The sequence below is a fragment of the Serratia sp. CY31944 genome (assembly GCF_052169175.1).
Taxonomy (GTDB): Bacteria; Pseudomonadota; Gammaproteobacteria; order Enterobacterales; family Enterobacteriaceae; genus Serratia; species Serratia sarumanii.
The window spans coordinates 88,979-115,536 of the sequence record NZ_JBJNLG010000017.1 but is presented as its reverse complement, the minus strand read 5'-3'; the positions used below and the strand labels follow the sequence as shown (position 1 = coordinate 115,536).

24 protein-coding genes are annotated in these 26,558 nt (G+C 62.3%); 6 read left to right on the top strand and 18 right to left on the bottom strand.

The features are described from left to right. Positions 1–2 precede the first annotated feature (2 nt). Entirely contained in the window at positions 3–830 is an 828-nt protein-coding gene (locus ACJ8IN_RS17775; protein WP_308325348.1) for a dienelactone hydrolase family protein, read from the top strand. A gap of 84 nt (positions 831–914) precedes the next feature. On the opposite strand, the gene metE is transcribed toward ACJ8IN_RS17775, so the two are convergent. After that, a complete protein-coding gene (gene metE / locus ACJ8IN_RS17770) occupies positions 915–3,203 on the bottom strand; it encodes a 5-methyltetrahydropteroyltriglutamate--homocysteine S-methyltransferase (RefSeq protein ID WP_308325347.1) in 2,289 nt (762 codons plus the stop codon). Positions 3,204–3,293: 90 nt separating this feature from the next. On the opposite strand from metE, the gene metR reads away from it, so the two are divergent. Beyond that, positions 3,294–4,238, top strand: coding sequence for an HTH-type transcriptional regulator MetR (metR, locus tag ACJ8IN_RS17765; RefSeq protein WP_033636696.1), 945 nt, complete (start codon positions 3,294–3,296; stop codon positions 4,236–4,238). Between the two features lie 22 nt (positions 4,239–4,260). Here metR and ACJ8IN_RS17760 read toward each other — a convergent pair whose 3' ends face one another. Continuing rightward, on the bottom strand, positions 4,261–5,121 hold the full coding sequence (locus ACJ8IN_RS17760) for a carboxylate/amino acid/amine transporter (protein ID WP_033649666.1): 861 nt from the start codon (positions 5,119–5,121) through the stop codon (positions 4,261–4,263). Between the two features lie 151 nt (positions 5,122–5,272). Between ACJ8IN_RS17760 and ACJ8IN_RS17755 the strand changes: the two genes are divergently transcribed. Then, positions 5,273–5,602 carry a hypothetical protein gene (locus ACJ8IN_RS17755; RefSeq protein WP_033649665.1) on the top strand — a complete coding sequence of 110 codons (330 nt, stop codon included), beginning with the start codon at positions 5,273–5,275 and terminating at the stop codon, positions 5,600–5,602. Here ACJ8IN_RS17755 and ACJ8IN_RS17750 read toward each other — a convergent pair. From ACJ8IN_RS17750 to ACJ8IN_RS17695, 12 genes are all read right to left on the bottom strand, one after another. Next, positions 5,583–6,539 carry an AEC family transporter gene (locus ACJ8IN_RS17750; protein ID WP_047569768.1) on the bottom strand — a complete coding sequence of 319 codons (957 nt, stop codon included), beginning with the start codon at positions 6,537–6,539 and terminating at the stop codon, positions 5,583–5,585. The two genes, ACJ8IN_RS17755 and ACJ8IN_RS17750, sit on opposite strands and share 20 nt — an antisense overlap. Before the next feature lie 60 nt (positions 6,540–6,599). Further along, positions 6,600–7,337 (bottom strand): glycerophosphodiester phosphodiesterase, encoded by a 738-nt coding sequence (gene ugpQ, locus ACJ8IN_RS17745; RefSeq protein ID WP_047729384.1) that lies wholly within the window; start codon positions 7,335–7,337, stop codon positions 6,600–6,602. Further along, positions 7,337–8,407: a sn-glycerol-3-phosphate import ATP-binding protein UgpC gene (locus ACJ8IN_RS17740; protein ID WP_308325346.1), complete on the bottom strand. Its 1,071-nt coding sequence runs from the start codon at positions 8,405–8,407 to the stop codon at positions 7,337–7,339. The genes ugpQ and ACJ8IN_RS17740 overlap by 1 nt, the downstream gene beginning before the upstream one ends. 5 nt (positions 8,408–8,412) lie before the next feature. Next, complete coding sequence (ugpE, locus tag ACJ8IN_RS17735) at positions 8,413–9,258, bottom strand: sn-glycerol-3-phosphate ABC transporter permease UgpE (protein WP_019455301.1); 846 nt, start codon at positions 9,256–9,258, stop codon at positions 8,413–8,415. After that, a complete protein-coding gene (gene ugpA / locus ACJ8IN_RS17730) occupies positions 9,255–10,142 on the bottom strand; it encodes a sn-glycerol-3-phosphate ABC transporter permease UgpA (protein WP_015376293.1) in 888 nt (295 codons plus the stop codon). The genes ugpE and ugpA overlap by 4 nt, the downstream gene beginning before the upstream one ends. A 78-nt stretch (positions 10,143–10,220) precedes the next feature. Continuing rightward, entirely contained in the window at positions 10,221–11,540 is a 1,320-nt protein-coding gene (ugpB, locus tag ACJ8IN_RS17725) for a sn-glycerol-3-phosphate ABC transporter substrate-binding protein UgpB (protein ID WP_033636688.1), read from the bottom strand. A 188-nt stretch (positions 11,541–11,728) separates the two neighbouring features. After that, positions 11,729–12,916 carry an aminotransferase-like domain-containing protein gene (locus tag ACJ8IN_RS17720; RefSeq protein ID WP_171402768.1) on the bottom strand — a complete coding sequence of 396 codons (1,188 nt, stop codon included), beginning with the start codon at positions 12,914–12,916 and terminating at the stop codon, positions 11,729–11,731. Positions 12,917–12,960: 44 nt separating this feature from the next. Next, on the bottom strand, positions 12,961–13,662 hold the full coding sequence (gene livF / locus ACJ8IN_RS17715; RefSeq protein ID WP_033636687.1) for a high-affinity branched-chain amino acid ABC transporter ATP-binding protein LivF: 702 nt from the start codon (positions 13,660–13,662) through the stop codon (positions 12,961–12,963). A gap of 1 nt (position 13,663) precedes the next feature. Next, entirely contained in the window at positions 13,664–14,434 is a 771-nt protein-coding gene (gene livG / locus ACJ8IN_RS17710) for a high-affinity branched-chain amino acid ABC transporter ATP-binding protein LivG (RefSeq protein WP_043148327.1), read from the bottom strand. Then, positions 14,431–15,714, bottom strand: coding sequence for a high-affinity branched-chain amino acid ABC transporter permease LivM (locus ACJ8IN_RS17705; protein WP_308325344.1), 1,284 nt, complete (start codon positions 15,712–15,714; stop codon positions 14,431–14,433). The genes livG and ACJ8IN_RS17705 overlap by 4 nt, the downstream gene beginning before the upstream one ends. Next, positions 15,711–16,637, bottom strand: coding sequence for a high-affinity branched-chain amino acid ABC transporter permease LivH (livH, locus tag ACJ8IN_RS17700; protein WP_015376290.1), 927 nt, complete (start codon positions 16,635–16,637; stop codon positions 15,711–15,713). The genes ACJ8IN_RS17705 and livH overlap by 4 nt, the downstream gene beginning before the upstream one ends. Positions 16,638–16,754: 117 nt before the next feature. Further along, entirely contained in the window at positions 16,755–17,870 is a 1,116-nt protein-coding gene (locus tag ACJ8IN_RS17695) for a branched-chain amino acid ABC transporter substrate-binding protein (RefSeq protein WP_060425130.1), read from the bottom strand. Positions 17,871–18,275: 405 nt separating this feature from the next. On the opposite strand from ACJ8IN_RS17695, the gene panM reads away from it, so the two are divergent. The 3 genes from panM to ACJ8IN_RS17680 are packed head-to-tail and all read left to right on the top strand — an operon-like array spanning position 18,276 to position 21,938. After that, positions 18,276–18,668, top strand: coding sequence for an aspartate 1-decarboxylase autocleavage activator PanM (gene panM, locus ACJ8IN_RS17690; protein WP_047569785.1), 393 nt, complete (start codon positions 18,276–18,278; stop codon positions 18,666–18,668). Beyond that, positions 18,665–19,882 carry a DUF3142 domain-containing protein gene (locus tag ACJ8IN_RS17685; protein ID WP_308325343.1) on the top strand — a complete coding sequence of 406 codons (1,218 nt, stop codon included), beginning with the start codon at positions 18,665–18,667 and terminating at the stop codon, positions 19,880–19,882. Before panM ends, ACJ8IN_RS17685 begins: the two co-directional genes overlap by 4 nt. A 43-nt stretch (positions 19,883–19,925) precedes the next feature. Then, positions 19,926–21,938 (top strand): hypothetical protein, encoded by a 2,013-nt coding sequence (locus ACJ8IN_RS17680; RefSeq protein ID WP_308326135.1) that lies wholly within the window; start codon positions 19,926–19,928, stop codon positions 21,936–21,938. A gap of 63 nt (positions 21,939–22,001) precedes the next feature. Here ACJ8IN_RS17680 and rpoH read toward each other — a convergent pair whose 3' ends face one another. From rpoH to ftsY, 4 genes are all read right to left on the bottom strand, one after another. Further along, positions 22,002–22,859: an RNA polymerase sigma factor RpoH gene (rpoH, locus tag ACJ8IN_RS17675; RefSeq protein ID WP_004934345.1), complete on the bottom strand. Its 858-nt coding sequence runs from the start codon at positions 22,857–22,859 to the stop codon at positions 22,002–22,004. A 318-nt stretch (positions 22,860–23,177) separates the two neighbouring features. Continuing rightward, positions 23,178–24,131, bottom strand: a complete 954-nt coding sequence (ftsX, locus tag ACJ8IN_RS17670) for a permease-like cell division protein FtsX (RefSeq protein WP_033636680.1) — start codon at positions 24,129–24,131, stop codon at positions 23,178–23,180. Continuing rightward, positions 24,121–24,792 carry a cell division ATP-binding protein FtsE gene (ftsE, locus tag ACJ8IN_RS17665; RefSeq protein ID WP_004934337.1) on the bottom strand — a complete coding sequence of 224 codons (672 nt, stop codon included), beginning with the start codon at positions 24,790–24,792 and terminating at the stop codon, positions 24,121–24,123. The genes ftsX and ftsE overlap by 11 nt, the downstream gene beginning before the upstream one ends. A 5-nt stretch (positions 24,793–24,797) precedes the next feature. Then, a complete protein-coding gene (ftsY, locus tag ACJ8IN_RS17660) occupies positions 24,798–26,450 on the bottom strand; it encodes a signal recognition particle-docking protein FtsY (protein WP_308325342.1) in 1,653 nt (550 codons plus the stop codon). Positions 26,451–26,558: the final 108 nt, after the last annotated feature.

Sequence of the window (26,558 nt, the reverse complement as noted above, 5' to 3'; positions counted from 1 at the left end):
CAATGAAAACCGAACATGTGATGACATTAGAACAGGCTCAGGGGGGATTCGCCCCGGCCGCCGCGCCGTTGGCCGCCTCCGCGATTATCACCGACGAACAGGGCATTCACGCCGGGCAAACGACCATTCCTTCTCAGGGCGACGCGCTGCCGGCCTACGTCGCCAAACCCGCCGACCAGAGCGGCCCCTTCCCCATCGTGCTGGTGGTGCAGGAAATCTTCGGCGTCCATGAACATATTCAGGATCTGTGCCGCCGCCTGGCCAAGCAGGGCTATCTGGCGATCGCGCCCGAACTCTATTTCCGCCAGGGCGATGCCAATGACTACACCGATATCGGCGAGCTGTTCCAGCAGTTGGTCACCAAGGTGCCGGATCGTCAGGTGCTGTCGGATCTGGATCACGCCGCGCACTGGGCTATTCGCCACGGCGGCGACGCCGGCAAGCTGGCGATCACCGGTTTTTGCTGGGGCGGCCGCATCACCTGGCTGTACGCGGCGCATAACCCGCAGTTGAAGGCGGCGGTCGCCTGGTACGGCAAACTGGTCGGCGAGAAAACGCTAAACTCGCCGAAGCATCCGGTCGATGTCGCCACCCACCTGTCGGCACCGGTGCTGGGGCTGTATGCCGGGCAGGACAGCGGCATCCCGCTGGAGACGGTGGAAACCATGCGTCAGGCGATCCGCGCCGCCAACGCCGAGGCCGAAATCGTGGTGTATCCCGAGGTCGGGCATGCGTTCAACGCCGATTATCGTCCCAGCTACAACGCCGAAGCGGCGGAGGACGGCTGGCAGCGCATGCTGGCGTGGTTCGCCCAGCACGGCGTCAAATAATTTCCCTCGCATAAAAAAGGGCGCCGAAGCGCCCAATCATCACACCAGTAAATCTATAAGCGGCGGTTTATCCGCCGCACGACATCACGCTTGCTCGCGCAGGCGCTGTGCCGCCAATACCATGTTGGCCAGCGACTGCCGGGTTTCCGGCCAGCCGCGGGTTTTCAGGCCGCAATCCGGGTTAACCCACAGGCGTTCCGCCGGGATGTTCTGCGCCGCTTTACGCAGCAGCGCTTCAATCCATTCCACGCTCGGCACGTTCGGCGAGTGGATATCGTAGACGCCCGGCCCGATTTCGTTCGGGTATTCGAACTCTTTGAAGGCTTCCAGCAGATCCATATCGGAACGCGAGGTCTCGATGGTGATCACGTCGGCGTCCAGCGCGGCGATGGAGTCCATGATGTCGTTGAACTCGCAGTAACACATGTGGGTGTGGATCTGGGTGTCGTCCCGCGCCACGGCGGCGTTCAGTTTGAAGGCGTCCACCGCCCAGTTCAGGTACGCGGCCCAGTCGGATTGGCGCAGCGGCAGCCCTTCGCGCAGCGCGGGTTCGTCGATCTGGATGATGCCGATGCCGGCTTTTTCCAGATCTTCCACCTCATCGCGCAGCGCCAGCGCAATCTGCTTGGCAATCACTTCGCGGGTCACGTCTTCACGCGGGAACGACCAGCACAGGATGGTCACCGGCCCGGTCAACATGCCTTTCACCGGCTTGTCGGTCAGCGACTGGGCGAATTTGGCCCATTCGACGGTGATGGCTTCCGGGCGGCTGACGTCACCGATGATCACCGGCGGCTTCACGCAGCGGGAGCCGTAACTCTGCACCCAGCCATTCTGGGTAAACACGAAGCCGTCGAGGTTCTCGCCGAAATACTCCACCATATCGTTGCGCTCGGCTTCACCGTGCACCAGCACGTCCAGCCCGAGGCGCTCCTGCTCGACGATCGCCTGTTTGATGTGCTCACCGATGCTGGTGCGGTAGTTGTTGCCGTCCAAACGGCCCTGTTTGAAGTCCAGACGCAGGCCGCGGATCTCGGTGGTCTGCGGGAACGAACCGATGGTGGTGGTCGGCCAGGCCGGCAGGTTGAAACGTTCGCGCTGCGCCCTGGCGCGTTCGGCGTAAGCGCTGTGGCGTTCGCTGTCCTGCGCGGTGATCGCCGCCAGGCGGCGCTCGACCTGTGGGTTGTGCACGCGGCTCGACTGACGGCGGGCGCGGATCGGCGCGCTGTAGGCGTCCAGTTCGGCCCGTTTCGTCGCGTCAGGCGCGTTCAGCGCCGAGCTCAACAGCGCCAGCTCGGCGCATTTTTGCAGGGCGAAGGCGAACCAGCTTTTCACTTCTTCGTCCAGACGGCTTTCCACGCTCAGATCGATCGGGCTGTGCAGCAGTGAACAGGAGCTGCCGATCCACAGCGGACGGCTGCCCACCAGCGGCTGAAGACGTTCGAACCAGCGGCTCAGATCGGCGCGCCAGACGTTGCGGCCGTTGATTACCCCCAGCGACAGCAGCCAGTCTTGCGGCAATGCGGCGCTCAGCGCGGCGATATCGTCATGGCCGGCGACCAGATCGACATGCAGCCCCTGCACCGGCAGCGTGCGGACGGTATCGAGGTTGTGGCCGACGCTGTCGAAATACGTGGTCAGCAGCAGCTTCACCTGCCCCTGCAGTGCGTCGTAAGCCGGTTTGAACGCATCCAGCCAGGCTTGCGGCAGTTCCAGCACCAGCGCAGGCTCATCAATTTGCACCCACTCGACGCCGCGTTTCGCCAGCTCGGCCAGCACCCGTTGGTAAACCGGCAGGATGTCTTTCAGCAGCGACAGGCGGTCGAACGCCTCGCCCTTCACCTTACCCAGCCACAGATAGGTCACCGGGCCCAGCAGCACCGGCTTGATGCGATGGCCGAGCGCCAGCGCTTCGTCCACTTCGTCCAGCAACTGAGTCCAGCCCAGCTTGAACTGCTGGCCTTGCTGGAATTCGGGCACCATGTAGTGATAGTTGGTGTTGAACCATTTGGTCATTTCCGCCGCGGCCGCCGGCTCGCCGGTCGGTGCGCGGCCACGGCCGATGCGAAACAGCGTGTCCAGATCGATCGTGCCATCCGCATTCTGATGGCGCGCCGGCACGTTGCCCAGCAGCAGGCTGGTGGTCAACACATGATCGTACCAGGCGAAATCGCCGACCGGCACCAAATCCACCCCGGCCTGCTGTTGCTGTTGCCAATGACGAGCGCGCAGCTCGCGGCCAACCGCCAACAGCTCTTCCTGCGTTGAGTTGCCGGCCCAGTAGCTTTCCTGAGCTTTTTTCAGCTCACGTCGTAGCCCAACGCGAGGAAAACCCAGTGTGTGATTCAAAATTGCCATCGTCATATTCCCCATTTAGCCGTCCAGATGTTTACACATCCATAATCAGCAGGTACTGTATTAACCACAAGCGCAATTTATTCACTGTCAATGTGAAGGACTCTCATGATCGAACTGAAACATTTACGGACGCTGCAGGCCCTGCGCAACAGCGGTTCGTTGGCGGGGGCGGCGGCCCAACTTCATCAGACGCAGTCTGCCCTGTCGCACCAGTTCAGCGATCTTGAGCAACGTCTGGGCTTCAAGCTGTTCGTGCGCAAGAGCCAGCCCCTGCGCTTCACCGCCCAGGGCGAGATCCTGCTGCAGCTGGCGGAGCAGGTGCTGCCGCAGATCCAGCAGGCGCTGCAGGCCTGCCACGAGCCGCATCAGACCACGCTGCGCATCGCCATCGAATGCCACAGCTGCATTCAGTGGCTGACGCCGGCGCTGGACAACTTCCGCCGGCGTTTCCCGCAGGTGGTGATGGACTTTACTTCCGGCGTGACTTTCGATCCGCAGCCGGCCTTGCAACAGGGCGAACTGGATCTGGTGATGACGTCGGATATTCTGCCGCGCAGCGGCCTGCACTATTCACCGATGTTTGATTTCGAGGTACGCCTGGTGCTGGCGCCGGATCATCCGCTGGCCGGCAAGCCGCACATCGAGCCGGCAGACTTGGGTGACGAAACGCTGTTGATTTACCCGGTGCAGCGCCAGCGGCTGGATATCTGGCGGCATTTTCTGCAGCCGGCGGGCGTTAGCCCGGCGTTGAAGAACGTCGATAACACGCTGCTGCTGATTCAGATGGTATCGGCGCGGATGGGGATTGCGGCGCTGCCGCACTGGGTGGTGGAGAGTTTCGAACAGCAGGGGCTGATAGTGACCAAAACCCTGGGTGACGGCCTGTGGAGCCGCTTGTACGCCGCCGTGCGCGACGGCGAACAGCGCCAGGCGGTGACCGAGGCCTTTATCCGCTCGGCCCGCCAGCACGCCTGCGATCATCTGCCGTTTGTGCGCGACGCGGCACGCCCTGGCGCTGCCGGTGCCAAAGCGTTGACGGCCGACGTATAAACGTGCCGGGTGGCCCGCCCGCTTAGCCGAGCCGTTTCGGCGCCACCCAGCGCCGGTGCACCCACAGCGAAGCGACGATCACCGCCCCGCCGATGATAAAGCTCGGCCAATGCGGCTGCTGTTGCCAGATGGCCAGGTTGACCAACAAACCGGCCGGCACATGCATGTTGTTCATGATGCCGAGCGTGCCGGCATCCACCTGCGTCGCGCCATAGTTCCACATGAAGTAGCCCAGCCCCGACGCCACCACGCCCAGCCAGATCAACACGCCCCACTGCAGATTGGTGGTCGGCAGCTGCTGCGGATTGCCCCACAGGAACCAGGCCACCACCGCCACCACCGCCGCCCCCAGGTAGAACCAGGAAAATGCGGTGTGCTGCGGCAAGGGGTGCACTTCCATCAGGCGCTTATAGCCGACCATGCCGATGGCGAAGCTGATATTCGCCGCCTGCACCAACAGCAGCCCCCACCAAAAGTGTTCGCTCAGCTGGTGATAGCGGATGATCGCCGCGCCCAGCACTGCCAGCAGCGCGCTGAATACGTAGCCCCACCGCAGACGCCGGCCGCTCAGCAAGTCATAGATCAGCGTGATATACAGCGGCGTCAGCACGGTGAACAGCAGGAATTCGGGCACCGTCAGGTAGAGATAGGCGCGGAAGCTGAACAGGTACATGATGCCCAGTTGGAAAGCGCCCACCAGCATATACAGCAGGATCACCCTGGGCTTGATATTGCGCCAGCGCAGAAACGGCAGGAACACCAACGCCGCCAGCCCGATGCGCACCAGCGCCGAGAACCCGCTGTCGACCTGGCCCGCCAGGTACTCGCCAATCAGGCTGAAAGAAAACGCCCACAGGATGGTGGTTATAACCAAAAGCAGCACGATGGGTTCACCCTAAAAAGACCGAAAGGGCGATTGTAACGGAAGATGCGCGCCGCGTTGGCGAAAAGGCGGTTTACATCTGAACAAAATACAAACTACCGGCAAAATTTCACCGTTGGGTTAGGCTTAATAAAAAGGCGAGGTAACCATCATGAAAACTTCTCACATCCTGTTTGTTCTGCTGTGGCTGCCCGGCCTGGCTGCGGCGGCCAACGGCGTAACCGACCTGCGCTCACAGCAGCAGTTGCTCAACCAAAACAGCCAACAGGCTCAGCAACAGCGCCTGTTGAACAATCGGCAGATGGATCAACGCCGCCTGCAGCAGCAACGGCAGTTCGACAATCAACGGCAGCAGCTGCTGCAAACCACGCCGAACGGCGGGCAGCTGCTGCCCAACGGCAACCAGCCGCGCGATCCGTTCAATCGCACCGCGCCGGCGGTGCCGCAGGCGCCGATGCCGGCTACGCCCGCACGCCCATAACGGTGAGGATCAGCGGCGTAGTGATCGCCGCCAGCACGGTGGACATCACCAGGCTGGTGGCGGCCGGGCCGGTGAGCGTATTGAACTGGCGCGACATCAGGTAGACGTTCACCCCCACCGCCATCGAGCCCAGCAGCACCACAACCCGGGTCTCCATCGGCGGCAGATCCATCATCCAGGCCAGCAGCCAAATCACTAATGGCTGCACCAGCAGTTTCAGCACGCAGATGGCGCTGCTCAGCCGCCAGCCTTCGCCGATGCGGTACTCCGCCAGCCCCATGCCAAGCACCACCAGCGACAGCGGCGCTGCCACCTGGCCGAGCATGCTGATCGGCCGATCGACGAAGGCCGGCAGCGGCAGGCCGGTCAGGCTGAACAGGGTGCCGGACAGAATGCCGACGATCAGCGGATTGGTCAGCACGCTGCGCGCGGTTTTGGCGAAGCCGCTCAGCGTCGGCGAGCCGTTGCGCGCCCATTCGATCGACACCGTCACCAGCGTCCACAGGATCAGGCCGTTGAACACCAGCACCAGCGCCACCGACGGGATCGCCGCCTCCCCCAGCATTACGCCGGCGATCGGCAAGCCGAGCATCACGTTATTGGAGAAAATGCCGCCCAGCGCAAACACCGATCCGGCGACGCCATCCAGCCGAAAGAGGTGCCGGGCGACGAGACGGCCGAGCACGAACACGATCAGGCAACTGCCGAAAAACGCGATCAGCAGCCGGGCGTCGACCGCCGGGCGCTGCGAGAAGTCGCACATCATGCGAAACAGCATGGCGGGCAAGGCGAGGGAAAACACGAAGCGCGTCAGGCCATCGGTGATGCCGGCAGGCCATTTCCCCCAGCGAATCAGCCCATAACCCAACGCGATCAGCACAAACAGCGGTAAAGACAGCACGATCTGGTGCCACAGTGACATCATAAAGCCAGGCATCGCATTCCTTCCGGTGGTGCGGCGGCAAGGCTTGTCGTCGCGGGATTCATCGGCGCCGGATTAAAAATCCGGGCCGATTAAATCTATCCGGTCGGTGCAAATGCAGTCAACGCCCCAGTCGAGCAGCAGGCGCGCGCGATCCGGCTGGTTGACGGTATACACCAGAATGCGCAGCCCGGCGTCTTTCAACGCTTTTACCCGCTCGGCGGTCAGCGCTTTATGATCGATATGCAGCGAGACGCAATCCAGGCGTTCGGTCAGCTCGCGCCAGTTGTCGTCCCAGTCCTCCAGCAGCAGGCCGCGCGGCAAATCCGGCACGGTGCGCTGCGCCGCCGCCAGCGCTTCTACCGAGAAGGAGGAAAGCAGCGGATCGGTCTGCCCTTGCCACAGCAGCCGCGCCGCCAGCGCCACCACCCGGCCGGTTTCATCGTCGCTGCCGGTGGTCGGCTTGATCTCGATATTGGCCATCAGGCCGTGTTCCTGGCAGCGTTCCGCCACCTCCGACAGCAGCGGCAGCCGCTCGCCCTTGAAGGCCGAGCTGTACCAGTTGCCGGCGTCCAGCTGCACCAGTTTGTCCCACGGCAGCTCGCCCGCCACGCCCCAGCCGTTGCTGGTGCGATCCAGCGTGTCGTCGTGCAGCAGGAAAATTTGCCCGTCCTGCGCCAGCTTGGCGTCGAACTCGATCATCTTGTGGCCGTGGCGCGCGCCGACGTCGATCGCCGCCAGGGTGTTTTCCGGCGCCAGAGAACCGCCGCCGCGGTGGGCGACAATATGAGGGTAAGGCCAGGGTCTCGTCATCAATCCATCCGTAATCCGCTGTCGGTGTCAAAGAAGTGCAGCGCCTGAGCAGGCAGCTGCAAATATAGCGTACTGCCCGCCGCCGGCAAGGTTTCATGCGATAGCCGCACGATCACCCCGTGGCCGCCCCACTGGCCGTGCGCCAGATTGTCGGCCCCCAGCAGCTCCAGCGTCTGCAGCTGCAGCGGCACGCCCTGGCCTTGCGCCACCAGTTGAATATGCTCCGGCCGAATGCCCAACGTCAACGGCCGCCCCGCCCACTGCGGTTTGGCCGCCGGCAACGGCAGCGCCATGCCGTCCGCCAGCAACAGCTGGCCGCCGTCGGCGCTCAGGGTGCCTGGCAGCAGGTTCATCGCCGGCGATCCGATAAAGCCGGCGACGAACAGCGAAGCCGGCCGCTGATACACCTCGCTCGGGGTGCCGATCTGCTCCGCCACGCCCTTGCTCATCACGATCACCCGCTGCGCCAACGTCATCGCCTCCACCTGATCGTGGGTCACGTACAGGCTGGTGGTTTTCAGACGACGATGCAGCTGTTGCAGCTCCAGGCGCATCTGCACCCGCAGCTTGGCGTCCAGGTTGGACAGCGGCTCATCGAACAGGAATACCGCCGGTTCGCGCACGATGGCGCGCCCCATCGCCACGCGCTGGCGCTGGCCGCCGGAAAGCTCGCGCGGTTTGCGTTTGAGCAGCGGCTCCAGCTCCAGGATCCGTGCCGCTTCTTCCACCCGCTGGCGGATATGATCCTTGCCGAAACCGCGGATCTTGAGGCCGTAGGCCATGTTGTCGTACACGCTCATGTGCGGATAGAGCGCGTAGTTCTGGAACACCATCGCGATGCCGCGATCCTTGGGCTCCAGATCGGTCACGCGCCGGGTATCGATATAGATATCACCACTGGTGGTGCGTTCCAGCCCGGCCACCATCCGCAGCAGCGTGGATTTGCCGCAGCCGGACGGGCCGACCATCACGATGAATTCGCCGTCCGCCACGTCGAGGTCGATCTGTTTGATCACCGGCGTTTTACCGTCGTAAGACTTGGTGACCGCCTGTAGTTTTAATCCTGCCATCGTCGTTATTTCTCGCTATCAACCAGACCGCGCACAAACCAGCGCTGCATCAGAAGCACCACCGCCAGCGGTGGCAATAAAGTCAGAATCATCGCCGCCATCACCTGGTTCCACTGGGTCGGCGCGCCGGAGGTGGAGATCATGCTCTTGATGCCCGCCACCGCGGTGCCCATCGAGGCGTCGCTGGTGATCAGGATCGGCCACAGGTATTGGTTCCAGCCGTAGATAAAGGTGATGACGAACAGCGCCGCCAGATTGGTTTTCGACAGCGGCAGCACGATGTCCCAGAAGAAACGCATCGGCCCGGCGCCGTCGATGCGCGCCGCCTCCAGCAGCTCATCCGGCAGCGTCATGAAGAACTGGCGCAGCAGGAAGGTCGCGGTGGCCGAGGCCATCAGCGGCAGCGTCAGGCCGGTGTAGCTGTCCAGCAGGTTGAGGTTGGAGATCACCTCCACCGTCGGGAAGATACGCACCTCCACCGGCAGCATCAGGGTGAGGAAAATCAGCCAGAAGAACAGGCTGCGCAGCGGAAAGCGGAAGTACACGATGGCGTAAGCCGACAGCACCGACACCGCGATCTTGCCGAAGGTGATCGCCAGCGCCATGATCACGCTGTTCAGCAGCAGCAGCGAGAACGGCACCTTGAGGTTGCCCACGCCGCCCTGCCAGATATTGCGGATGTTTTCCCACAGGTGGCCGCCGGGCACCAGCGTCATCGGCACCTGAAACACCTGCTTGTCGTCCAGCGTGGCGGCGACAAAGGCCACGTACAGCGGGAACAGCACCACCAGCACGCCGATAATCAGCATCACATGGCTGAAGATATCCAGCCCGCGTCGATTCTCAATCATTGATAGCGCACCTTACGTTCAACGAAGCGGAACTGGATCACCGTCAGGCCGATCACCAGCAGCATCAGGATCACCGACTGCGCGGCAGAGCTGGAGAGATCCAATCCGGCGAAGCCTTCGCGGTAGATCTTGTAGATCAACGTGGTGGTGGACTGCACCGGCCCGCCGCCTGTGGCGGCGTCGATCACCGGGAAGGTATCGAAGAAGGCGTACACCAGATTGACCACCAGCAGGAAGAAGCTCACCGGCGCGATCAGCGGCAGCACCAGATGGAAGAAACGCCGCACCGGGCCGGCGCCGTCGATGGCCGCCGCCTCCACCAGCGAGCGCGGGATCGACTGCAGCGCCGCGAGGAAAAACAGGAAGTTATAGCTTATCTGCTGCCATACCGAGGCCAGCACCACCAGGAACATCGCCTGGCCGCTGTTTTGCGCATGGTTCCAGTTATAGCCCAGCCCGTTGAGGAAATGGGTGATCAACCCCAGGCCGGGGTTGAACAGAAAGATCCACAATACCGCCGCCACCGCCGGCGCCACCGCATAGGGCAGGATCATCAGCGTGCGATAGAGCCGGCTGCCGCGCAGCACGTAGTCCACCAGCGCGGCGAAGAACAGCGAAACCGCCAGCCCGATGCCCGCCACCAGGAAGCTGAAGATCAGCGTGGTGTAGAACGAGTCGAGGTAGTAAGGATCCTGAAACAGCTGCTTAAAGTTATCCAGCCCGACAAACTGGCTGGACAGGCCGAACGGATCGAGGCTCTGCACCGAATACCACAGCGCCTCGCCGGCGGGCCATAAAAAGAAGACGGCGGTAATCAGCAGCTGCGGCAGCACCAACGCATAGGGCAACCAGCTGCAGCCGAAACCGGGACGGGAAGATGACATAGCAGTTAAACCATTAATCGGGTACGGAAGGATCGGCGTGAAGACGCGAGCCCGGTCTGCCGGGCCCGCGACGCAGGGTTACTTGGTCGATGCTTCGAAACGGCGCAGCAATACATCACCGCGCTGCACGGCGGCGTCCAACGCCTGCTGAGGCGTTTTCTTGCCGGTCCATACGCCTTCCAGCTCCTCATCCACCACGCTGCGGATCTGCGGCATGTTGCCCAGGCGCAGGCCCTTGGTGAACGGCAACGGCGGCTTGTTCAGCATCTGGCGAGTGGCGACGTCGGCGCCCGGGTTCTTGTCGTAGAAGCCCTGCTGCTTGGTCAGATCGTAAGCCGCGGTGGTGATCGGCAGATAGCCGGTCTTCTGGTGCCATTCGGCGGCGATTTCCGGCTGCGCCAGGTACTGCAGGAACTCGGCCACGCCCTTGTAGGTGGCGGCGTCTTTGCCGTTCATCACCCACAGGCTGGCCCCGCCGATGATGGCGTTCTGCGGCGCGTTTTTCGCGTCGGCGTCGTACGGCATCATGCCGACGCCGTAGTTGAATTTGGCGTAGTGCTTGATGTCCGCCAGCGAACCGGATGACGCGGTGGTGATGGCGCAGTCGCCGTTATAAAACTTCTCGGTGGATTCGTCTTTGCGGCCGAAGTAGGTGAAATCACCCTTCTTGTTCATCGCTTCGAGCAGCGCGATATGCTTGACCTGCAGCGGCTTGTTGAACTCCAGCTTGGCGTTGGTGCCGCCGAAACCGTTGTTTTCGCTGGCGAACGGCACGCCGTGCCAAGCGCTGAAGTTCTCCAGCTGGATCCAGCCCTGCCAGCCGCTGGCGTAGCCGCACTTCATGCCGGCCTCACGCAGTTTGGCGGTATCCGCCGCCAGCTCTTGCCAGGTTTTCGGCGGCTGATCCGGGTTCAGGCCGGCCTTCTTGAAGGCGTCTTTATTGTAGTACAGCACCGGCGTGGAGCTGTTGAACGGCTGCGACAGCAGATGGCCGCTCTTGTTGTCGGTGTAATAGCCGGCAACCGTCGGCACGAACACCGACTCGTCGAAGTTGATGCCGGCCTCTTTAAACACTTCGTAGACCGGTTTGATGGCCTTGCTGGCCATCATGGTGGCGGTGCCCACCTCGTAAACCTGCAGGATCGCCGGCGCCTTGCCGGAGCGGTAAGCGGCGATGCCCGCCGCCAGGCTCTGTTCGTAGTTGCCTTTGTAAACCGGCACAATCTTGACGTCGCTGTGCGACTGGTTGAAGCGATCCGCCAGGGAGTCCACTTCCTTACCCAGTTCGCCTTCCATCGAATGCCAGAACGGGATCTCGGTCGCCGCCAGCGCCTGAGTGCTGACCGCTAGGGTCAATGCGACGCACAGCGTGGTTTTGCGAATAGCGTAGGTGAGCATGCCTAACTCCTGAAAAAAGCTGGTGTAAAAGCGCGTGAGCGAAAAGAATCAGTTTTTTGTTCGGAAGCTAACATGCCATGCGCGGATGACAGAAAAATAACTAAAAAGTGACAGCCATGTGACAGGAGAGTGAAGTGAAGATGGCAGTTTGATGTCGGCGGCGGGCATACGCTCCGCCGCCGCGGGGATTACAGCGAACGGCGCAGGCGCGCCACCGCTTCCTGCATTTGTTGCTCGGTGGCGGTGGCGAACGACAGGCGGAAGGTCGAACGATCCGGGTTGTCGGAGAAGAAGTATTCCCCCGGCACGAACACCACGCCCTGCTGCAGCGTGGTATTCAGCCATTCGGTGGCGTTGAACGGCTGGCGGAAACGCGCCCACAGGAACATGCCGCCCTTCGGCTTATCGAAGGTGATGTAGTCGCCCAGCGCCTGCTCCACCAATCCGGCCAGGATCTCGCCCTTCTGTTTGTAGGCGGCGCGGATCTTGTCGATCTGCGCCGGCAGGCGATCCAGGCCGAGGTAGCATTCGACGATGCTCTGCGACAGCGCGCTGGCGTGCAGATCCGCCGCCTGCTTGATGATCGCCACTTTATGCAGCAGGAACGGCGGCAGGATCGCCCAGCCCAACCGCAGACCCGGCGCCAGGATCTTGGAGAAGGTCGAGGTATAAATGATGTGGTCGGTGTTGCCCAGCACCCGCTGCGACACCTGATGCAGCGTCGGGTGGCGCTCTTCGGTGAAACGCAGCTCGCCGTACGGATCGTCTTCGATGATCAGGAAGTTATGTTCAGCGGCCAGTTTCACCAGCAGTTCGCGGCGCGCGGCGCTCAGGGTGATGCCGCTGGGGTTGCCGAAGTTCGGCACCACGTACACGCCCTTGATGCGCTGGGTTTTCAGCAGCTCGGCCAGCTCTTCCACCACCATGCCGTCGCTGTCTGACGAGACCGACATGATGTTGGCTTCCGCCAGCTCCAGCGTTTGCAGCGCCGCCAGGTAGGTCGGGCGCTCCACCACGAACACGTCGCCGGGGTTGACGATGGCGCGCATCACCAAATCCAATGCCTGCTGCGAGCCGGCGGTGACCATCACCTCTTCCGCGCGCGCGGTGACGCCGCGCTCGGCGCACAGCGCGCAAATGCGCTCACGCAGCAGCGGGCTGCCCTCGGTCAGGCCATACTGGAACGCGCTTTTCGGCTGTTCGGTGATCGCCTGCTGGGTGGCGATGCTCAATCCTTCGAAATCGAACAGCGCATCAGAGGGGATGCCGCCCGCCAGCGAAATGACGTGTTCCATCTTGCTGTGTTTAAGCAATTCACGGATGGCCGAACTTTTTACGTTAACGATGCGCTGCGCGAGTAACCCTTCTGTCTTCATTTCTTCTTCTCGTACCTGATTATTTTAATTCGTAGGGGGGCGGATTAACCGCCCAGATACGCCGACCTCACTGCTTCGTTGGCTAACAATGCAGCCCCCGTATCTTCCAACACCACGCGGCCGTTTTCCAGCACATAACCGCGGTCCGCCAATTTCAGCGCCTGATTGGCGTTTTGCTCCACCAGGAAGATGGTCATGCCCTCTTCCCGCAGTTGCTGAATGATGTCGAAGATCTGCTGGATGATGATCGGCGCCAGCCCGAGCGAGGGCTCGTCGAGCAGCAGCAGCTTCGGCTGGCTCATCAGCGCGCGGCCGATGGCCAACATCTGCTGTTCGCCGCCGGACATGGTGCCGGCGCGCTGGTTTCGGCGCTCCAGCAGGCGTGGGAACAGAGTGAACACCCGTTCGATGCGCTGTTGATACTGCCGGCGATCGGCGAAGAAGCCGCCCATCGCCAGGTTTTCTTCCACCGTCATGCGCGAGAAGACGCGCCGCCCTTCCGGCACGATCGCCACCGCTTCGCGCATGATGCGCGAGGTTTGCCACTGGGTGATGTCCTGGTCCTGAAAGACGATGCTGCCTTCGCTGGCGCGCGGCTCGCCGCACAGGGTGCCGAGCAGCGTGGTTTTACCGGCGCCGTTGGCGCCGATTAACGTCACGATTTCGCCCTGGCTTATCGTGAGACTGACCTGATGCAGCGCCTGAATTTTGCCGTAATGGGCGGATACCTGATTGAATGACAACATATTATTCTTCGCCCAAATAAGCCCGGATCACGTCCGGGTTGCTGCGGATCTCCGCCGGTGTGCCCTGCGCCAGCGGCGTGCCCTGATTCACCACGTAAATGCGGTCGGAAATGCCCATCACCAGCTTCATGTCGTGCTCGATCAGCAGCACCGATACCTTATGCCGATCGCGCAGCTCGACGATCAGGTGATCCAGTTCGTCGGTCTCTTTCGGGTTGAGGCCGGCGGCCGGTTCGTCCAGCATCAGCAGCTCCGGCCGGGTCACCATGCAGCGGGCGATCTCCAGCCGCCGCTGCTGCCCGTAGGCCAGGTTGCCCGCCGAACGGTTGGCCATCTCCAGCAGGCCGACGCGCTCCAGCCACTCCGCCGCGTGCGTCAGCGCCTCGGCTTCGGCGCGGCGGAAGGCCGGGGTTTTCAGCAACCCGGCAAACACGCCGCTTTTCAGGTGCTGATGCTGCGCCACCAGCAGGTTCTCGATCACCGTCATTTCACGGAACAGCCGCACGTGCTGGAAGGTGCGCACCACGCCCATGCGGGCGATGGCCTGCCCCGCCAGCCCTTCCAGGTGGCGATCGCGCAATTTGATGGTGCCACCGGTCGGGCGGTAAAAACCGGTCAGGCAGTTGAACACCGTGGTCTTACCGGCGCCGTTGGGGCCGATCAGCGACACGATTTCGCCTTCGTTCAGCGTCAACGCCACGTTGTTGACCGCCAGCAGCCCGCCGAAACGCATCGACAGGCCTTCCACCTGCAGTAAAGGTTGAACGCTCATGCCTGCTCCCCCTTGCCCGCGTGAATGTCCGCCGCCTGCAGCTTCAGCTGCGGCCGTTTCATCGGCAGCAGCCCCTGCGGCCGCCAAATCATCATCAGCACCATCAGCGCACCCAGCAGCAACATGCTGTATTCATTCAGATCGCGCATCAGTTCGCGCGACACCACCAGCAGGATCGCCGCCAGAATGACCGCGAACTGCGAGCCCATGCCCCCCAGTACGACGATCGCCAACACGAAGGCCGATTCGACGAAGGTGAAGGATTCCGGGCTGACGAAGCCCTGGCGCGCGGCGAACAGCGTGCCGGCAAACCCGGCGAAAGCGGCGCTGATGGTAAAGGCGGTCAGCTTGATGCGCGTCGGGCTGAGGCCCAGCGAGCGGCAGGCGATCTCGTCTTCGCGCAGCGCTTCCCAGGCGCGCCCGAGCGGCATGCGCAGCAGGCGGTTGATGACGAACAGCGTCAGCACCACCAGCAGCAGCGCCACCAGATACAGGAATATGATGCGATCGCTCGGATCGTATTTCAGGCCGAAGAAGTTATGGAAGGTATCCCAACCGCCGTCGCGCACGCTGCGGTTGAACTCCAGGCCGAAAAAGGTCGGTTTCGGGATCTGGCTGATGCCGTTCGGCCCGCCGGTGATCTCAGTATTGTTCAGCAGCAGGATGCGCACGATCTCACCGAAGCCGAGCGTCACGATCGCCAGATAGTCGCCGCGCAGCCGCAGCACCGGGAAACCGAGCAGGAAGCCGAAGGCGGCGGTGACGATGCCCGCCAGCGGCAGGCTCTCCCAGAAGCCGAGGCCGTAATAGTGATTCAGCAGCGCGTAGGTGTAGGCACCGATGGCGTAGAAACCGCCGTAGCCGAGCACCAGCAAACCGGACAAACCCACCACCACGTTGAGGCCGAGGCCCAGCATCACGTAGATCAGCGTCAGGGTGGCGATATCCACCGTGCCGCGCGACACCAGGAACGGCCAGGCGACCGCCGCGACGATGAGCAGAGCCGCCAGCAACTTTTGCCGCGGCGTGGTGCCGTCGAAGCTCGGCAGCACGAACGCCGGGCCGGAGACTTTTTTCAATCCCTGCTGCAGCAGCGGGCGCAACAGCTGGAAGAAAAAGACGATGACGCAGCCGATGCCGATCCACATCCAGCGCACTTCCGCCGCGCCGTGCACCACCAGCTTGGTGCCGTCCAGGCTAAGCTGCATGCCCATCAGGAACGACGCCATCACGAACAGCACCGCCGTGGCGATCAGCGCATTGAACAGATTGAGTTTCATACTTTCTCAACCTCCGGACGCCCGAGGATGCCGGTCGGCATGATCAGCAGCACCACGATCAGCAACGCGAACGACACCACGTCTTTGTATTCGGTGCTCAGGTAGGCGGAGGTCAGCGCTTCCGCCACGCCCAGCACCAGGCCGCCGATCATCGCGCCGGGAATGCTGCCGATGCCGCCCAGGACCGCGGCGGTGAAGGCTTTCATGCCGGCCATAAAGCCGATGTAAGGGTTGATGACGCCGTAGAACTGGCCGAGCAACACCCCGGCCACCGCCGCCATCACCGCCCCGATGACGAAGGTCAGCGAGATCACCCGGTCAGTGTTGATGCCCAGCAGGCTGGCCATCTTCAGGTCTTCCGCACAGGCGCGGCAGGCGCGGCCCATGCGCGAATAGCGGATAAACAGCGTCAGCGCCAGCATCGCCAGGAAGGTCACGAGCCAGATGGTCAGCTGCATGGTGCTGATGGTGGCGGCGAAGCCGTTGCTTTCCCCCAGCACCCACTGGCCGGTCACCAGGCTGGGCAGCGCCAGATCGCGTGAGCCCTGCGTCAGGCTGACGTAGTTTTGCAGGAATATCGACATGCCGATGGCCGAGATCAGCGCAATCAGGCGCTTGGAGTTGCGCACCGGCTTGTAGGCCACCCGCTCGATGCTCCAGCCGTAGGCGCTGGCGATGACGATCGAGACCAGGAACGCGGCGCCGATCAGCAACCAGCCGACGTCAATGCCGAGCATCATCAGGGCGGCGATCACGATAAAGGAGACATAGCTGCCGATCATGTACACCTCGCCGTGGGCGAAGTTGATCATGCCGATGATGCCGTAAACCATGGTGTAACCGATGGCGATCAATGCATAGGTGCTGCCCAACGTTAAGCCGTTGAACATCTGCTGCAGAAAATAGAGGAGTTGCTCTGACATACTCTGAACCCTTGGCTGCGAAACCCGCCGGCGGAGAACCGGCGGGTAAAGGGAGACGGGGCCGGCAAGCCGACCCGCCGGGCGCAGCGAGCCGCGCCCCACCCTAATCATTATGGCTTATTTGATCGGTGTGGACGTGCCGTTGGCATGCCACTCGAACACGCCGAACTCGAAGCCTTTCAGATCGCCCTTGTCATCCCAGCTCAGCGGCCCCATCACGGTCTCCACCGGCTTGCCGGTTTTCAGATCCTTGACGATGTCCGCCGGCTCCTGGCTGCCGCTGCGCGCCATGCCGGTGGTCAGCGACTGCAGCGCGGCATAGGTGGTCCAGACGAACGGGCCGGTCGGATCCAGCTTCTTGGCTTTCAACGCATCGACGATCGGCTGGTTGGCAGGCACCTGATCGTAGCGCTTCGGCAGCGTCACCAGCATGCCTTCCGAAGCAGCCCCGGCGATGTTGGACAGCGAGGAGTTGCCCACGCCTTCCGGCCCCATGAAGCGGGTGGTCAACCCGGCCTGCTTGGCCTGACGCAGGATCTGGCCCATTTCCGGGTAGTAACCGCCGAAATACACGAAGTCGATATTCTCTTTTTTCAGGCGCGCCACCAGGGTGGAGAAGTCTTTGTCGCCGGCGGTGATGCCTTCGAACATCGCCACTTCGGTGCCCTGTTTTTTCAGGCTGTCGCGCACCGAGCGCGCCAGGCCTTCGCCGTATTGCTGCTTGTCGTGCACCACGGCGATGCGCTTCGGCTTGATGTCGCTGAGGATGTATTTGGCGGCGGTCGGACCCTGATCCGAATCCAGGCCGGTAGTGCGCATGATCATTTTGTAGCCGCGGGTGGTCAGATCGGCGTTGGTGGCCGCCGGGGTAATCATGATCACGCCTTCGTCTTCATAAATATCGGACGCCGGCTGGGTGGACGAGGAGCACAGGTGGCCGATCACGTAGCGAATGCCGTCGTTGATCACCTTGTTGGCGACCGCAACCGCCTGTTTCGGGTCGCAGGCGTCGTCGTATTCCACGCCGACCAGCTTGTCGCCCTTGATGCCGCCCTTGGCGTTGATGTCGGCAATCGCCTGGCGCGCGCCGGTAAACTCCATGTCGCCATACTGCGCGACCGGGCCGGACATCGCCCCGACGATCGCCACCTTGATGTCTTTCGCCATGGCCGCCTGGCTCATGGCCATCGCAATACAACCCGCCAGCAGTGCCTTACCTGTTGTTAATTTCATCCGCAAATCCCCATCTGTCGTTGTGAACGTACCTGTTGTGTTTGCCTGCACCGGATCGTTATTGACCGCTTTTGTTATAAGTAATAATGATTTAGGCGCTTTGTCGGCATTATTTTCTAATAAGACTTTATTTTTCATGCCATTAAACAGGAATTTTCTTCTGCAAATCAACTTCATCAGGCAGAAACAAGCGGTGTAAACAGGATAAAATTCGAATTAAATCTGCGCTCTTTACCTTGAGGCGTAGTGCGTTGTGCTGGTTAACAATCCGTTTACTAACTATTTACTCGGAAAATGCCCCGTGCAAAAAACATATTGCACAGTAATCGTACAGAAAAACTTACACAACGCTCTGCACAAGATCTATTACACTGTCGGCATCATTTAGCTGCGCGGAAATTCTGCATGAAACTGACCATCGAGCGCCTGACCGCGCTGTCCCCGCAAGACCTTATCGACCTCGGTAAAATTTGGCCGCACCAGCAGCCGGAACAGTGGCAGAGCTGGCTGAACGACGGCAAGGCGCTGTTCGCCGCCCGCTTCAACGAGCGGCTGCTGGGGGCGGTGAAAATCGCGCTGCAGGACGACCGCGCCGAGCTGCAGGACCTGCTGGTTCGCGAAGTGACGCGCCGCCGCGGCGTCGGTCTTTACCTGGTGCAGGATGCGCAGCGTCAGCTGCCGCAGATCGCCCACTGGCAGCTGTCGACCGCCGGCCTGGCGCCGCGCGAACGCGGGGAAGTCGATAACTTCATGCGCGCCTGCGGCTTCGCACCGCAGGGCGATCTCTGGCAAAAATGAAACGCCGGCTGGCGGCGCTAATCTTGATTGCGCTGGGGCTGGCGGCCGCGCTCCTCGGGCGCCAGCAGGCGCTGCGCCTGGCCTCAGGCTGGGATCAGCAGGTTTATATCTGGCAGCGGGTCTGGACGCCGCAGCACGCCGATGCGCTGGCGCACAGCCGCGATCTGTTCAGTGGGCTGCGCGTGCTGGCGCTGCAGGTGCATCCGCGCGAGGGCTGGCGGGAGATCCCGGCCGATCTCAACCTGCTGCGGCAGGACGGCCGCCCGCTCTGGCTGGTGGCGCGCCTCGACGGCCAGCTGCCGCAGCTGGACCAAGAGGCCATTATCCAGCGCCTGCTGGCGCTCACCCAACGCTGGCAGGCGGCCGGGCTGCCCGTCACCGGCGTCGAGATCGATCATGACGCCGCCACCGCCCGCCTGCCGGACTACCAACGCTTTCTGCAGCAACTGCGCCAACGGCTGCCCGCCGCTTTGCAGCTCGGCATCACCGCCCTGCCGGCCTGGATCGGCTCGCCCGACCTGCCCGGCGTACTGCAACAGGCCGCCAGCTCCGTCCTGCAGGTGCACGCGGTGCTCTCGCCGCAGCAGGGGCTGTTTGACGGCCCCTTGGCGCTGCGCTGGGTGCGGCAGTACGCCTCCGTCACACCGAAGCCGTTTCGCGTCGCGCTGCCGGCCTACGGCATGGCGCTGCTGGGGTTTGATGCGCAGGGCGCGCAGGTGGAGAGCGAGTCCTCGCTGCGCGTGGCGGGCAACGGCCGCGAGCTGACGGTCGCGCCGCAGCAGATCGCCGATTTTCTGCAGACGCTGGCGCAGCAAACGCCGCCCCGGCTGCGCGGCATTATCTGGTTCCGCTTGCCGCTGGCGGACGATCGGCGCGCCTGGTCGCTCGCCACGCTGCGAGCGGTGATCGAACGGCAGCCGCTGAACGTCGACTGGCAGGTAAAATTTAGGCCTCAGCCACAGCAAAACGGGCTGTATGATCTGATAATTCATAACAACGGGCCGGTGGACGCCCCGCTGCCGCAAGAGGTGGCCATCCGCGCCGACGACTGCCTGGCGGCGGACGCGGTCGGCAACTACCGGCTGGAATCCGCACCGCAGCGGCAACGCTTTATTCGCATCAGCGGCGATCAGCTGCGCGCCGGGCAATCCCGGCCGCTGGGCTGGCTACGCTGCCAACAACTGACGCCAGGAGGCACCCTTGTCACACCTTGATACGCGCGCGGCACGGAACACCCGCCGCCTTCTTCCGCTGGCCATGCTGATCGGCGCCGCGCTGCCGCTGAGCGGCTATGCCTGCGGCCCGGATTTCCCTAACCGGCTGCTGATCGACCGCAACGGCACCCTGCTGTATATGCCGGAGGGCAATTTCGCCTTCGAAGCCGGCCGACTGGTGCCGGCGGATAAACAGCTGCCGCGCTGGCAAGCCCCGCCGCCGCCGATGCCGCCGAAACCGATGCCGCAGTCGCCGGAAACGGTGGCGATCGGCAAAATGCGCGCCGCCAAAACGGTGGAAGAGGCTGACGCCGTCAATACGCAGGGGTTGTCCAACGCCGCACGCCTTTATCAACTGGGCGCCGTCGCTTTCGCCAGCCATGATCCGCGCGCCACAGACTATTTCCAGCAGGTGCTGAAGCTCCCGGCCGCCGAACAGGGCGACTGGGGGCTGCGGGCGCAATATTCGCTTGGGCGGGTGTTGATGGCTGACCACGGTACGCCGGTGAATGAATCGGGTGAAGCGGCCCCCGCCGCCGAGCATCCGCCTAAAGCCGAACTTGAACAGGCGCTGGCGGCGTTCCAGCAGGTGATCGATCGGGTGAAAAGCGGCGCCGCCGATCCCGACCAGCTGGCGCTAAGCAGCCTCGGGCAGCAGGCGCGCATCCACCTGTGGCTGGGTGACGTCGCCCCCGCTGCCCACCTGTACGCACAGCAGGCGGCGCAGGGCGATCCGAGCGGCGGGCAGTCGCTGCAGTACGTCTCCAGCTACCTGGTCAATCCCGACCATCTGGAAACGCTGAAGCAGGTGATCGGCGATCCGTTGATCCAGCAGCTGGTGACCATTGAGCTGTTCGCCCGCAGCGGCAACCTGCAAATGGCAGATACCGACGGCAACGGCCGCTCTGCCCAGATCATCAGCCAGATACTGACGCTGCTGGACGGCACGGTGAAAAGCGGCTTCGCCGGCAGCGATCGGCTGGCGGCATTGGCCTACCGTTCCGGGCAGTACCCGATGGCGGCGAGCCTGCTGAAAAACGCCGGCGACAGCGGCCTGGCGTGGTGGCTGCGCGCCAAAATGGCGCTGCGCGACGGCGACGTGAAAGCCGCCACCGCCGCCTACGCCAAGGCGGCAAGCGCGTTCCCCGCCGACGAAAGCTGGGGCGAACAGCGCAACGCCGACTTCGTCGCGGAAACCATCGTCCCCGAGTGCCGGGTGGCCGGCGAACAGGCTATTCTGGCGCTGAACCGCGGCGACTATCTGCAGGCGATGGACCTGCTGTATCGCGGCAAGGCGATCTACTGGGCCGACGTGGCCGACGTGGCGGAGCGCGTGCTGACCGTCGATGAGTTGAAAGACTTTGTCGATAAGCACGCCCCGGCGCCGACGACGCCGCTCAAGCCGGTTAACCCGGACGACTACGGCGGCCAGCAGATCACGCCGGAAGTGCAGCTGCGCGAACTGCTGGCGCGGCGCTTGATGCGCGCCGGGCGGGCCGCGGAAGCGCAGGACTATTTCGATATCCCCAACTACCGGCAAGCGGCGCAGCAGTACGCCGATGAGCTGAAGGCCGCCAAGGACAAGTCCGCCGCGCCGCTGGCACGCGCGCAAGCTTACTATCGTGCGGCCAACCTGCTGCGCGCCCAGGGGCTGGAGTTTACCGGCTATGAGATGACGCCGGATTACGCCATCTATGGCGCCGGCTATTCCTATCTGGGGGATGCGTTCGATACTCGCGAGCTGAAGCATAAAAGCTGGATCGACAGCGCAGAAGCGGCGCGCGCCAAGGCGGCACTGCCGGCGCAGGACAACCGTTTCCTGCACTATCGCTGGCAGGCGGTGGGGCTGGCGCAACAGGCGGCCGATCTGCTGCCGCCGAAGAGCCAGGCCTATGCCGCCGTGCTGTGTAACGCCGCCAGCTGGGTTATCAAGCGCGACGCCAAGACCGGCCGGGCGCTTTATCAACGCTACATCAACACCGGCACTCGCTACCCGTGGGCGGCGAAATTCGGCTACGACTGCCCGGCACCGGACTTTACCGCCGTGGCGCCATAACGCCGAATTTCAGGCATGAAAAAGCCCGGCTTGCCGGGCTTTTTTTTCGAATATCGCATCGACTCAGGCTTCGATCGCCATTTTCAATTTCTTCATGGCGTTCTTTTCCAGCTGGCGCACGCGTTCGGCGGAAACGCCGTACTGATCGGCCAGCTCCTGCAGCGTCGACTTGTTGTCGTCGTCGAGCCAGCGGGCGCGGATGATATGCTGGCTGCGCTCGTCCAGACCTTCCAGCGCATAGGCCAGTTTGTCTGCGGCGTTGCTTTCCCAGTTATCTTCCTCAATGCCTTCAGCGAAGTCGGAGCTCTTGTCCTGCAGGTACAGCACCGGCGCCATCGACTGGCCATCGCGGGCCTCGTCATCCGGAGTCGGATCGAACGTCATGTCCTGCGCCGCCATGCGAGATTCCATCTCGCGCACGTCTTTGCTGGTTACGCCCAGCTCGCGGGCCACCAGTTCCACTTCGTCCTGGTTGAACCAGCCCAAACGCTGTTTGGTTTTGCGCAGGTTAAAGAACAGCTTGCGCTGCGCTTTGGTGGTCGCCACTTTCACGATGCGCCAGTTGCGCAATACGTACTCGTGGATTTCCGCCTTAATCCAATGCACCGCAAAGGAAACCAGACGCACGCCGACTTCAGGGTTGAAGCGGCGAACGGCTTTCATCAGGCCGATATTGCCTTCTTGAATCAGATCCGCCTGTGGCAGACCATAGCCTGAATAGTTGCGGGCAATATGAGCGACAAAGCGCAGGTGAGACAGGATGAGCTGCTTAGCGGCATCCAGATCGCCCTGATAATGCAGCCGTTCAGCCAGCTCCCGCTCTTCCTCTGCCGTCAGCATCGGATAGGCGTTGGCTGCCCGGATATAGGCTTCCAAGCTACCTTGGGGTACTAAGGCTAAAGTTTGCATTTCTTTGGTCATTCAAACCCTCTCTATGAGAATACAAAATCATGCAGGTGATTATTACAGCGGGGAAATGATTGATTCTACGGCAGTTGCTGAAGCAAAAGCGGTTCCACACGCCGGGCACCTTAACATTTGCTGCAATTTTTGACCGTACTCCGCCCTAAAAGTTCACCCTTTTTTTGCAAGCATTGTTGCTGACAATACGTGACGAGAGTGCAGGCCGATAGGGAATTTGTGCGCTAAGAAGAGAGGTGTTGTGCTGACTTCGCTTGAGGTCACTCTTCTCCCGCAACGCGATCAAAAGCAGCAGGAGAAGAGTATACCAAAAAAATCTTACTGTGGTGTAAATCGGCGTAAATGTTGCACCGTCGCCAGCCAGGCGGCGATCCAACCGATCATCGCGGAGATGATCAGCAGCAACAGCGCCTCGTCCCAGCCCAGCCCGTGCAGAGTGAAGGTGGTGCCGAACACCTTGGCCACCCCGGCGACTACCGACTCCAGCTGCCACACCAGCGCACCGGACAGCACCAGCGACAGCAGCGCGCCGGCAAAGCCGAGCATCGCCCCGCCGTTAAGGAACGGCCGCAGGATAAAACCGTCGGTGGCGCCGATCAGCTTCATCACGTTGATGGTGTCGCGGCGGCTGAAGATGCTCAGACGCACGCTGTTGCCGATCACCAGGAACACCGCCACGATCATCAGCACGCCGATGATCGCCGCGATCTGGCCCGCTAACCCGGTCAGCGCCGCCAGGCGGGCAAACCAGCTGTCATCCATACGCACTTCTTCCACGCCCTGCACCGCCGCCACGCGATCGCGCAGGGTGTTGAGGGTATCCGAACTCTGGAAGCTCATCTTCGGCGTAACGATCGCCACCGCCGGCAACGGGTTCTCTTCCAGCATGTCCAACGCGCCGCCAAAGCCCGACCAGTTGCGGAACTCGCCGCGCGCTTCTTCACGCGACAGGTAATTCACCTTCTCCACGCCGGCTTCCGCCTTGATGGCGTCGAGCACTTTCAGCGCCGCGTCGTCGTCGAGCGATTTATCCAGGTAGACCGTCAGCTGCGGCGTCGGGTACCACTGGCTGGCCGCGGTGCTGACGTTTTTCCACACGATGTAGCACACGCTCGGCAGCGTCAGGGAGATGGCGATCACCATCACCGTCAACAGCGTCGCCAACGGCTGGCGCAGCATGTCTTTGATGGCGTTCATCCAGGCGTAACGCCACTGTTCGCGCCAGCCGCCGCGCAGCGCCTTGCTCTTGGCGGTTTTTGCGTTATTGGCCATGGTGAGCGCCCCCTTGCATGCGGCCCTGGCTCAGCGTCAGGATGCGGTAATTGCGGCGGGCGATAAGCCCAGTGTCGTGCGTCGCCATTAATACGGTGACACCGACGCGGTTGAATTCTTCAAACAGGCGCAGAATGCCTTCCGACAGCGCGTCGTCCAGGTTGCCGGTCGGTTCATCCGCCAGCAACACCGCCGGCTTGTTCACCACCGCACGAGCGATGCCCACGCGCTGCTGCTCACCGCCGGACAGTTGAATCGGGAAGTTCTTCGCTTTATCCAGCAAACCGACCTTGTCCAGCGCGGCGGAGACGCGGCGGCGGATGTCTTCGGTACTGGCACCGGCGATGATCAGCGGCATCGCCACATTGTCATACACCGTGCGATCCAGCAGCAGGTGGTGATCCTGGAAGATCATGCCGATCTGCCGACGCAGGAACGGCACCTCGCGGTTTTTCAAACGACTGATGTCGTGGCCGCCAAACCAGATGTGGCCGGCGCTGGGCCGTTCGATACCACAAATCAGTTTCAGCAGGGTACTTTTCCCCGCGCCGGAATGGCCGGTCAGAAACGCCATTTCCGCCGGGCGCAGATGGAAATCGACCCCCTGCAGCGCTTGTCGTCCGCCCAGATAAGCTTTACTGACCTGTTCAAAGCGAATCATCCGTATTAATCCTCTCGGGCAAAAAGTGCCTCAATAAAATCGTCAGCCTTAAACGGCCGCAAATCTTCGATGCCTTCCCCAACGCCGATATAGCGAATCGGGATACCGAACTGATCGGCGATGGCGAAGATCACCCCGCCCTTGGCGGTACCGTCCAGTTTAGTCAGCGTGATGCCGGTTAAGCCCACGGCCTCATTAAATAATTTCGCCTGGCTGACCGCATTCTGGCCGGTGCTGGCATCGAGCGTCAGCATAACCTCATGGGGGGCCTGGTCGTCCAGTTTTTTCATGACGCGGACGATCTTCTTCAGCTCTTCCATCAGGTGCGATTTGTTCTGCAGACGGCCGGCGGTATCGGCGATCAAGACATCGATGCCGCGCGCCTTGGCGGCCTGCACCGCATCGAAGATCACCGAAGCGGAATCCGCCCCGGTATGCTGCGCCACCACCGGAATGCGGTTGCGTTCGCCCCACACCTGCAGTTGCTCCACCGCCGCTGCGCGGAAAGTATCCCCCGCCGCCAGCATCACCGACTTGCCTTCCGCCTGGAATTGGCGCGCCAGCTTGCCGATGGTGGTGGTTTTACCCACGCCGTTCACGCCGACCATCAGAATGACATACGGGGTTTTCCCGCTGACATCCAGCGGCTGATCGACCTTGGCCAGAATTTCGGACATTTCCTCCTTCAGCTTGCCATACAGCGCTTCGGCGTCTTTCAGCTGCTTGCGGCTGGCGTGCTGGGTCAGGGAGGTGATGATCTTGCGCGTGGTCTCCACGCCGACATCGGCGATCAACAGCTGTTCTTCCAACTCGTCGAACAGGTCGTCGTCGATCTTTTTACCGCGGAACAGCCCCATAAAGCCGGAGCCGAGGTTTTGCTTGGTTTTCAGCAGGCTGCGCTTCAGGCGAGCGAAGAAGCCCTCTTTGGTCGGCCGCTCCTGCTCTTGCGCAGCGGCCGGCACCACAGGTTCAAGCGGCGCTTCTTCTTCCGGCTCCGGTTCTGGTTCGACGACCGGCTCGGGCTCGACAACCGGCTCGGGCTCGACGACCGGCTCAGGCTCAACGACCGGCTCAGGCTCAACAACTGGCTCGGGCTCAACGACCGGCTCGGGCTCGACAACCGGCTCAGGTTCAACCACCGGCTCGGGCTCAACAACTGGCTCGGGCTCAACAACTGGCTCGGGCTCAACAACTGGCTCGGGCTCAACAACTGGCTCGGGCTCAACCACCGGCTCGGGCTCAACCACCGGCTCGGGCACAACGACAGGCTCGGGCACAACGACAGGCTCGGGCTCAACAACTGGCTCGGGCTCGACGACCGGCTGCTGCTGCGCCACTACCTGCTCGGTCACGCTGACAATCTCTTCGGCCAACGCTTGCGCCATCGGGTGTTCGGCCGCCGCAGGCAGGTTTTCCGCGATGGGTTCACCGGCCTGGCCGCTATCCCACTCTCCCGGGGTGTCGACGGAGGCGGCAGGTTCAGATTCCTGGGCGGGGAGCTTGTCATCCAGCTTGGCGGTGGCCGGTTCAGCCGGTGTCTCCGCGGCCTGAGGCTCCGCCTGCTCTACCGGCTGCTCAGGTTGCTGTTGCTCTTCTTCCTTTTCCTTCTGGCCAAACCCCAGCCAGGAGAAAAACCCACGTTTCTTATCTTTTGCCATGTTATGACTCTACTCCGTACCGAAGGCTCGCTTACCCTACATACCTGAAGGATATATGCTGACAATAATCCGCCGAGTCTATCACTTTCCCTCGCGCAGCAACACGCA

Coding starts and splice junctions, on each gene's coding strand:
- ugpB (WP_033636688.1), bottom strand. CDS start 11,540: ATGCTCACCTACGCTATTCGCAAAACCACGCTGTGCGTCGCATTGACC.
- livF (WP_033636687.1), bottom strand. CDS start 13,662: ATGTTGTCATTCAATCAGGTATCCGCCCATTACGGCAAAATTCAGGCG.
- ACJ8IN_RS17685 (WP_308325343.1), top strand. CDS start 18,665: ATGAAACGCCGGCTGGCGGCGCTAATCTTGATTGCGCTGGGGCTGGCG.
- ugpQ (WP_047729384.1), bottom strand. CDS start 7,337: ATGACGAGACCCTGGCCTTACCCTCATATTGTCGCCCACCGCGGCGGC.
- ftsE (WP_004934337.1), bottom strand. CDS start 24,792: ATGATTCGCTTTGAACAGGTCAGTAAAGCTTATCTGGGCGGACGACAA.
- metR (WP_033636696.1), top strand. CDS start 3,294: ATGATCGAACTGAAACATTTACGGACGCTGCAGGCCCTGCGCAACAGC.
- rpoH (WP_004934345.1), bottom strand. CDS start 22,859: ATGACCAAAGAAATGCAAACTTTAGCCTTAGTACCCCAAGGTAGCTTG.
- ACJ8IN_RS17695 (WP_060425130.1), bottom strand. CDS start 17,870: ATGAAATTAACAACAGGTAAGGCACTGCTGGCGGGTTGTATTGCGATG.
- panM (WP_047569785.1), top strand. CDS start 18,276: ATGAAACTGACCATCGAGCGCCTGACCGCGCTGTCCCCGCAAGACCTT.
- ftsX (WP_033636680.1), bottom strand. CDS start 24,131: ATGGCCAATAACGCAAAAACCGCCAAGAGCAAGGCGCTGCGCGGCGGC.
- ugpE (WP_019455301.1), bottom strand. CDS start 9,258: ATGATTGAGAATCGACGCGGGCTGGATATCTTCAGCCATGTGATGCTG.
- ugpA (WP_015376293.1), bottom strand. CDS start 10,142: ATGTCATCTTCCCGTCCCGGTTTCGGCTGCAGCTGGTTGCCCTATGCG.
- ACJ8IN_RS17750 (WP_047569768.1), bottom strand. CDS start 6,539: ATGCCTGGCTTTATGATGTCACTGTGGCACCAGATCGTGCTGTCTTTA.
- ACJ8IN_RS17705 (WP_308325344.1), bottom strand. CDS start 15,714: ATGAAACTCAATCTGTTCAATGCGCTGATCGCCACGGCGGTGCTGTTC.
- metE (WP_308325347.1), bottom strand. CDS start 3,203: ATGGGGAATATGACGATGGCAATTTTGAATCACACACTGGGTTTTCCT.
- ACJ8IN_RS17775 (WP_308325348.1), top strand. CDS start 3: ATGAAAACCGAACATGTGATGACATTAGAACAGGCTCAGGGGGGATTC.
- ftsY (WP_308325342.1), bottom strand. CDS start 26,450: ATGGCAAAAGATAAGAAACGTGGGTTTTTCTCCTGGCTGGGGTTTGGC.
- ACJ8IN_RS17720 (WP_171402768.1), bottom strand. CDS start 12,916: ATGAAGACAGAAGGGTTACTCGCGCAGCGCATCGTTAACGTAAAAAGT.
- ACJ8IN_RS17680 (WP_308326135.1), top strand. CDS start 19,926: ATGCTGATCGGCGCCGCGCTGCCGCTGAGCGGCTATGCCTGCGGCCCG.
- ACJ8IN_RS17740 (WP_308325346.1), bottom strand. CDS start 8,407: ATGGCAGGATTAAAACTACAGGCGGTCACCAAGTCTTACGACGGTAAA.
- ACJ8IN_RS17755 (WP_033649665.1), top strand. CDS start 5,273: ATGAAAACTTCTCACATCCTGTTTGTTCTGCTGTGGCTGCCCGGCCTG.
- livH (WP_015376290.1), bottom strand. CDS start 16,637: ATGTCAGAGCAACTCCTCTATTTTCTGCAGCAGATGTTCAACGGCTTA.
- livG (WP_043148327.1), bottom strand. CDS start 14,434: ATGAGCGTTCAACCTTTACTGCAGGTGGAAGGCCTGTCGATGCGTTTC.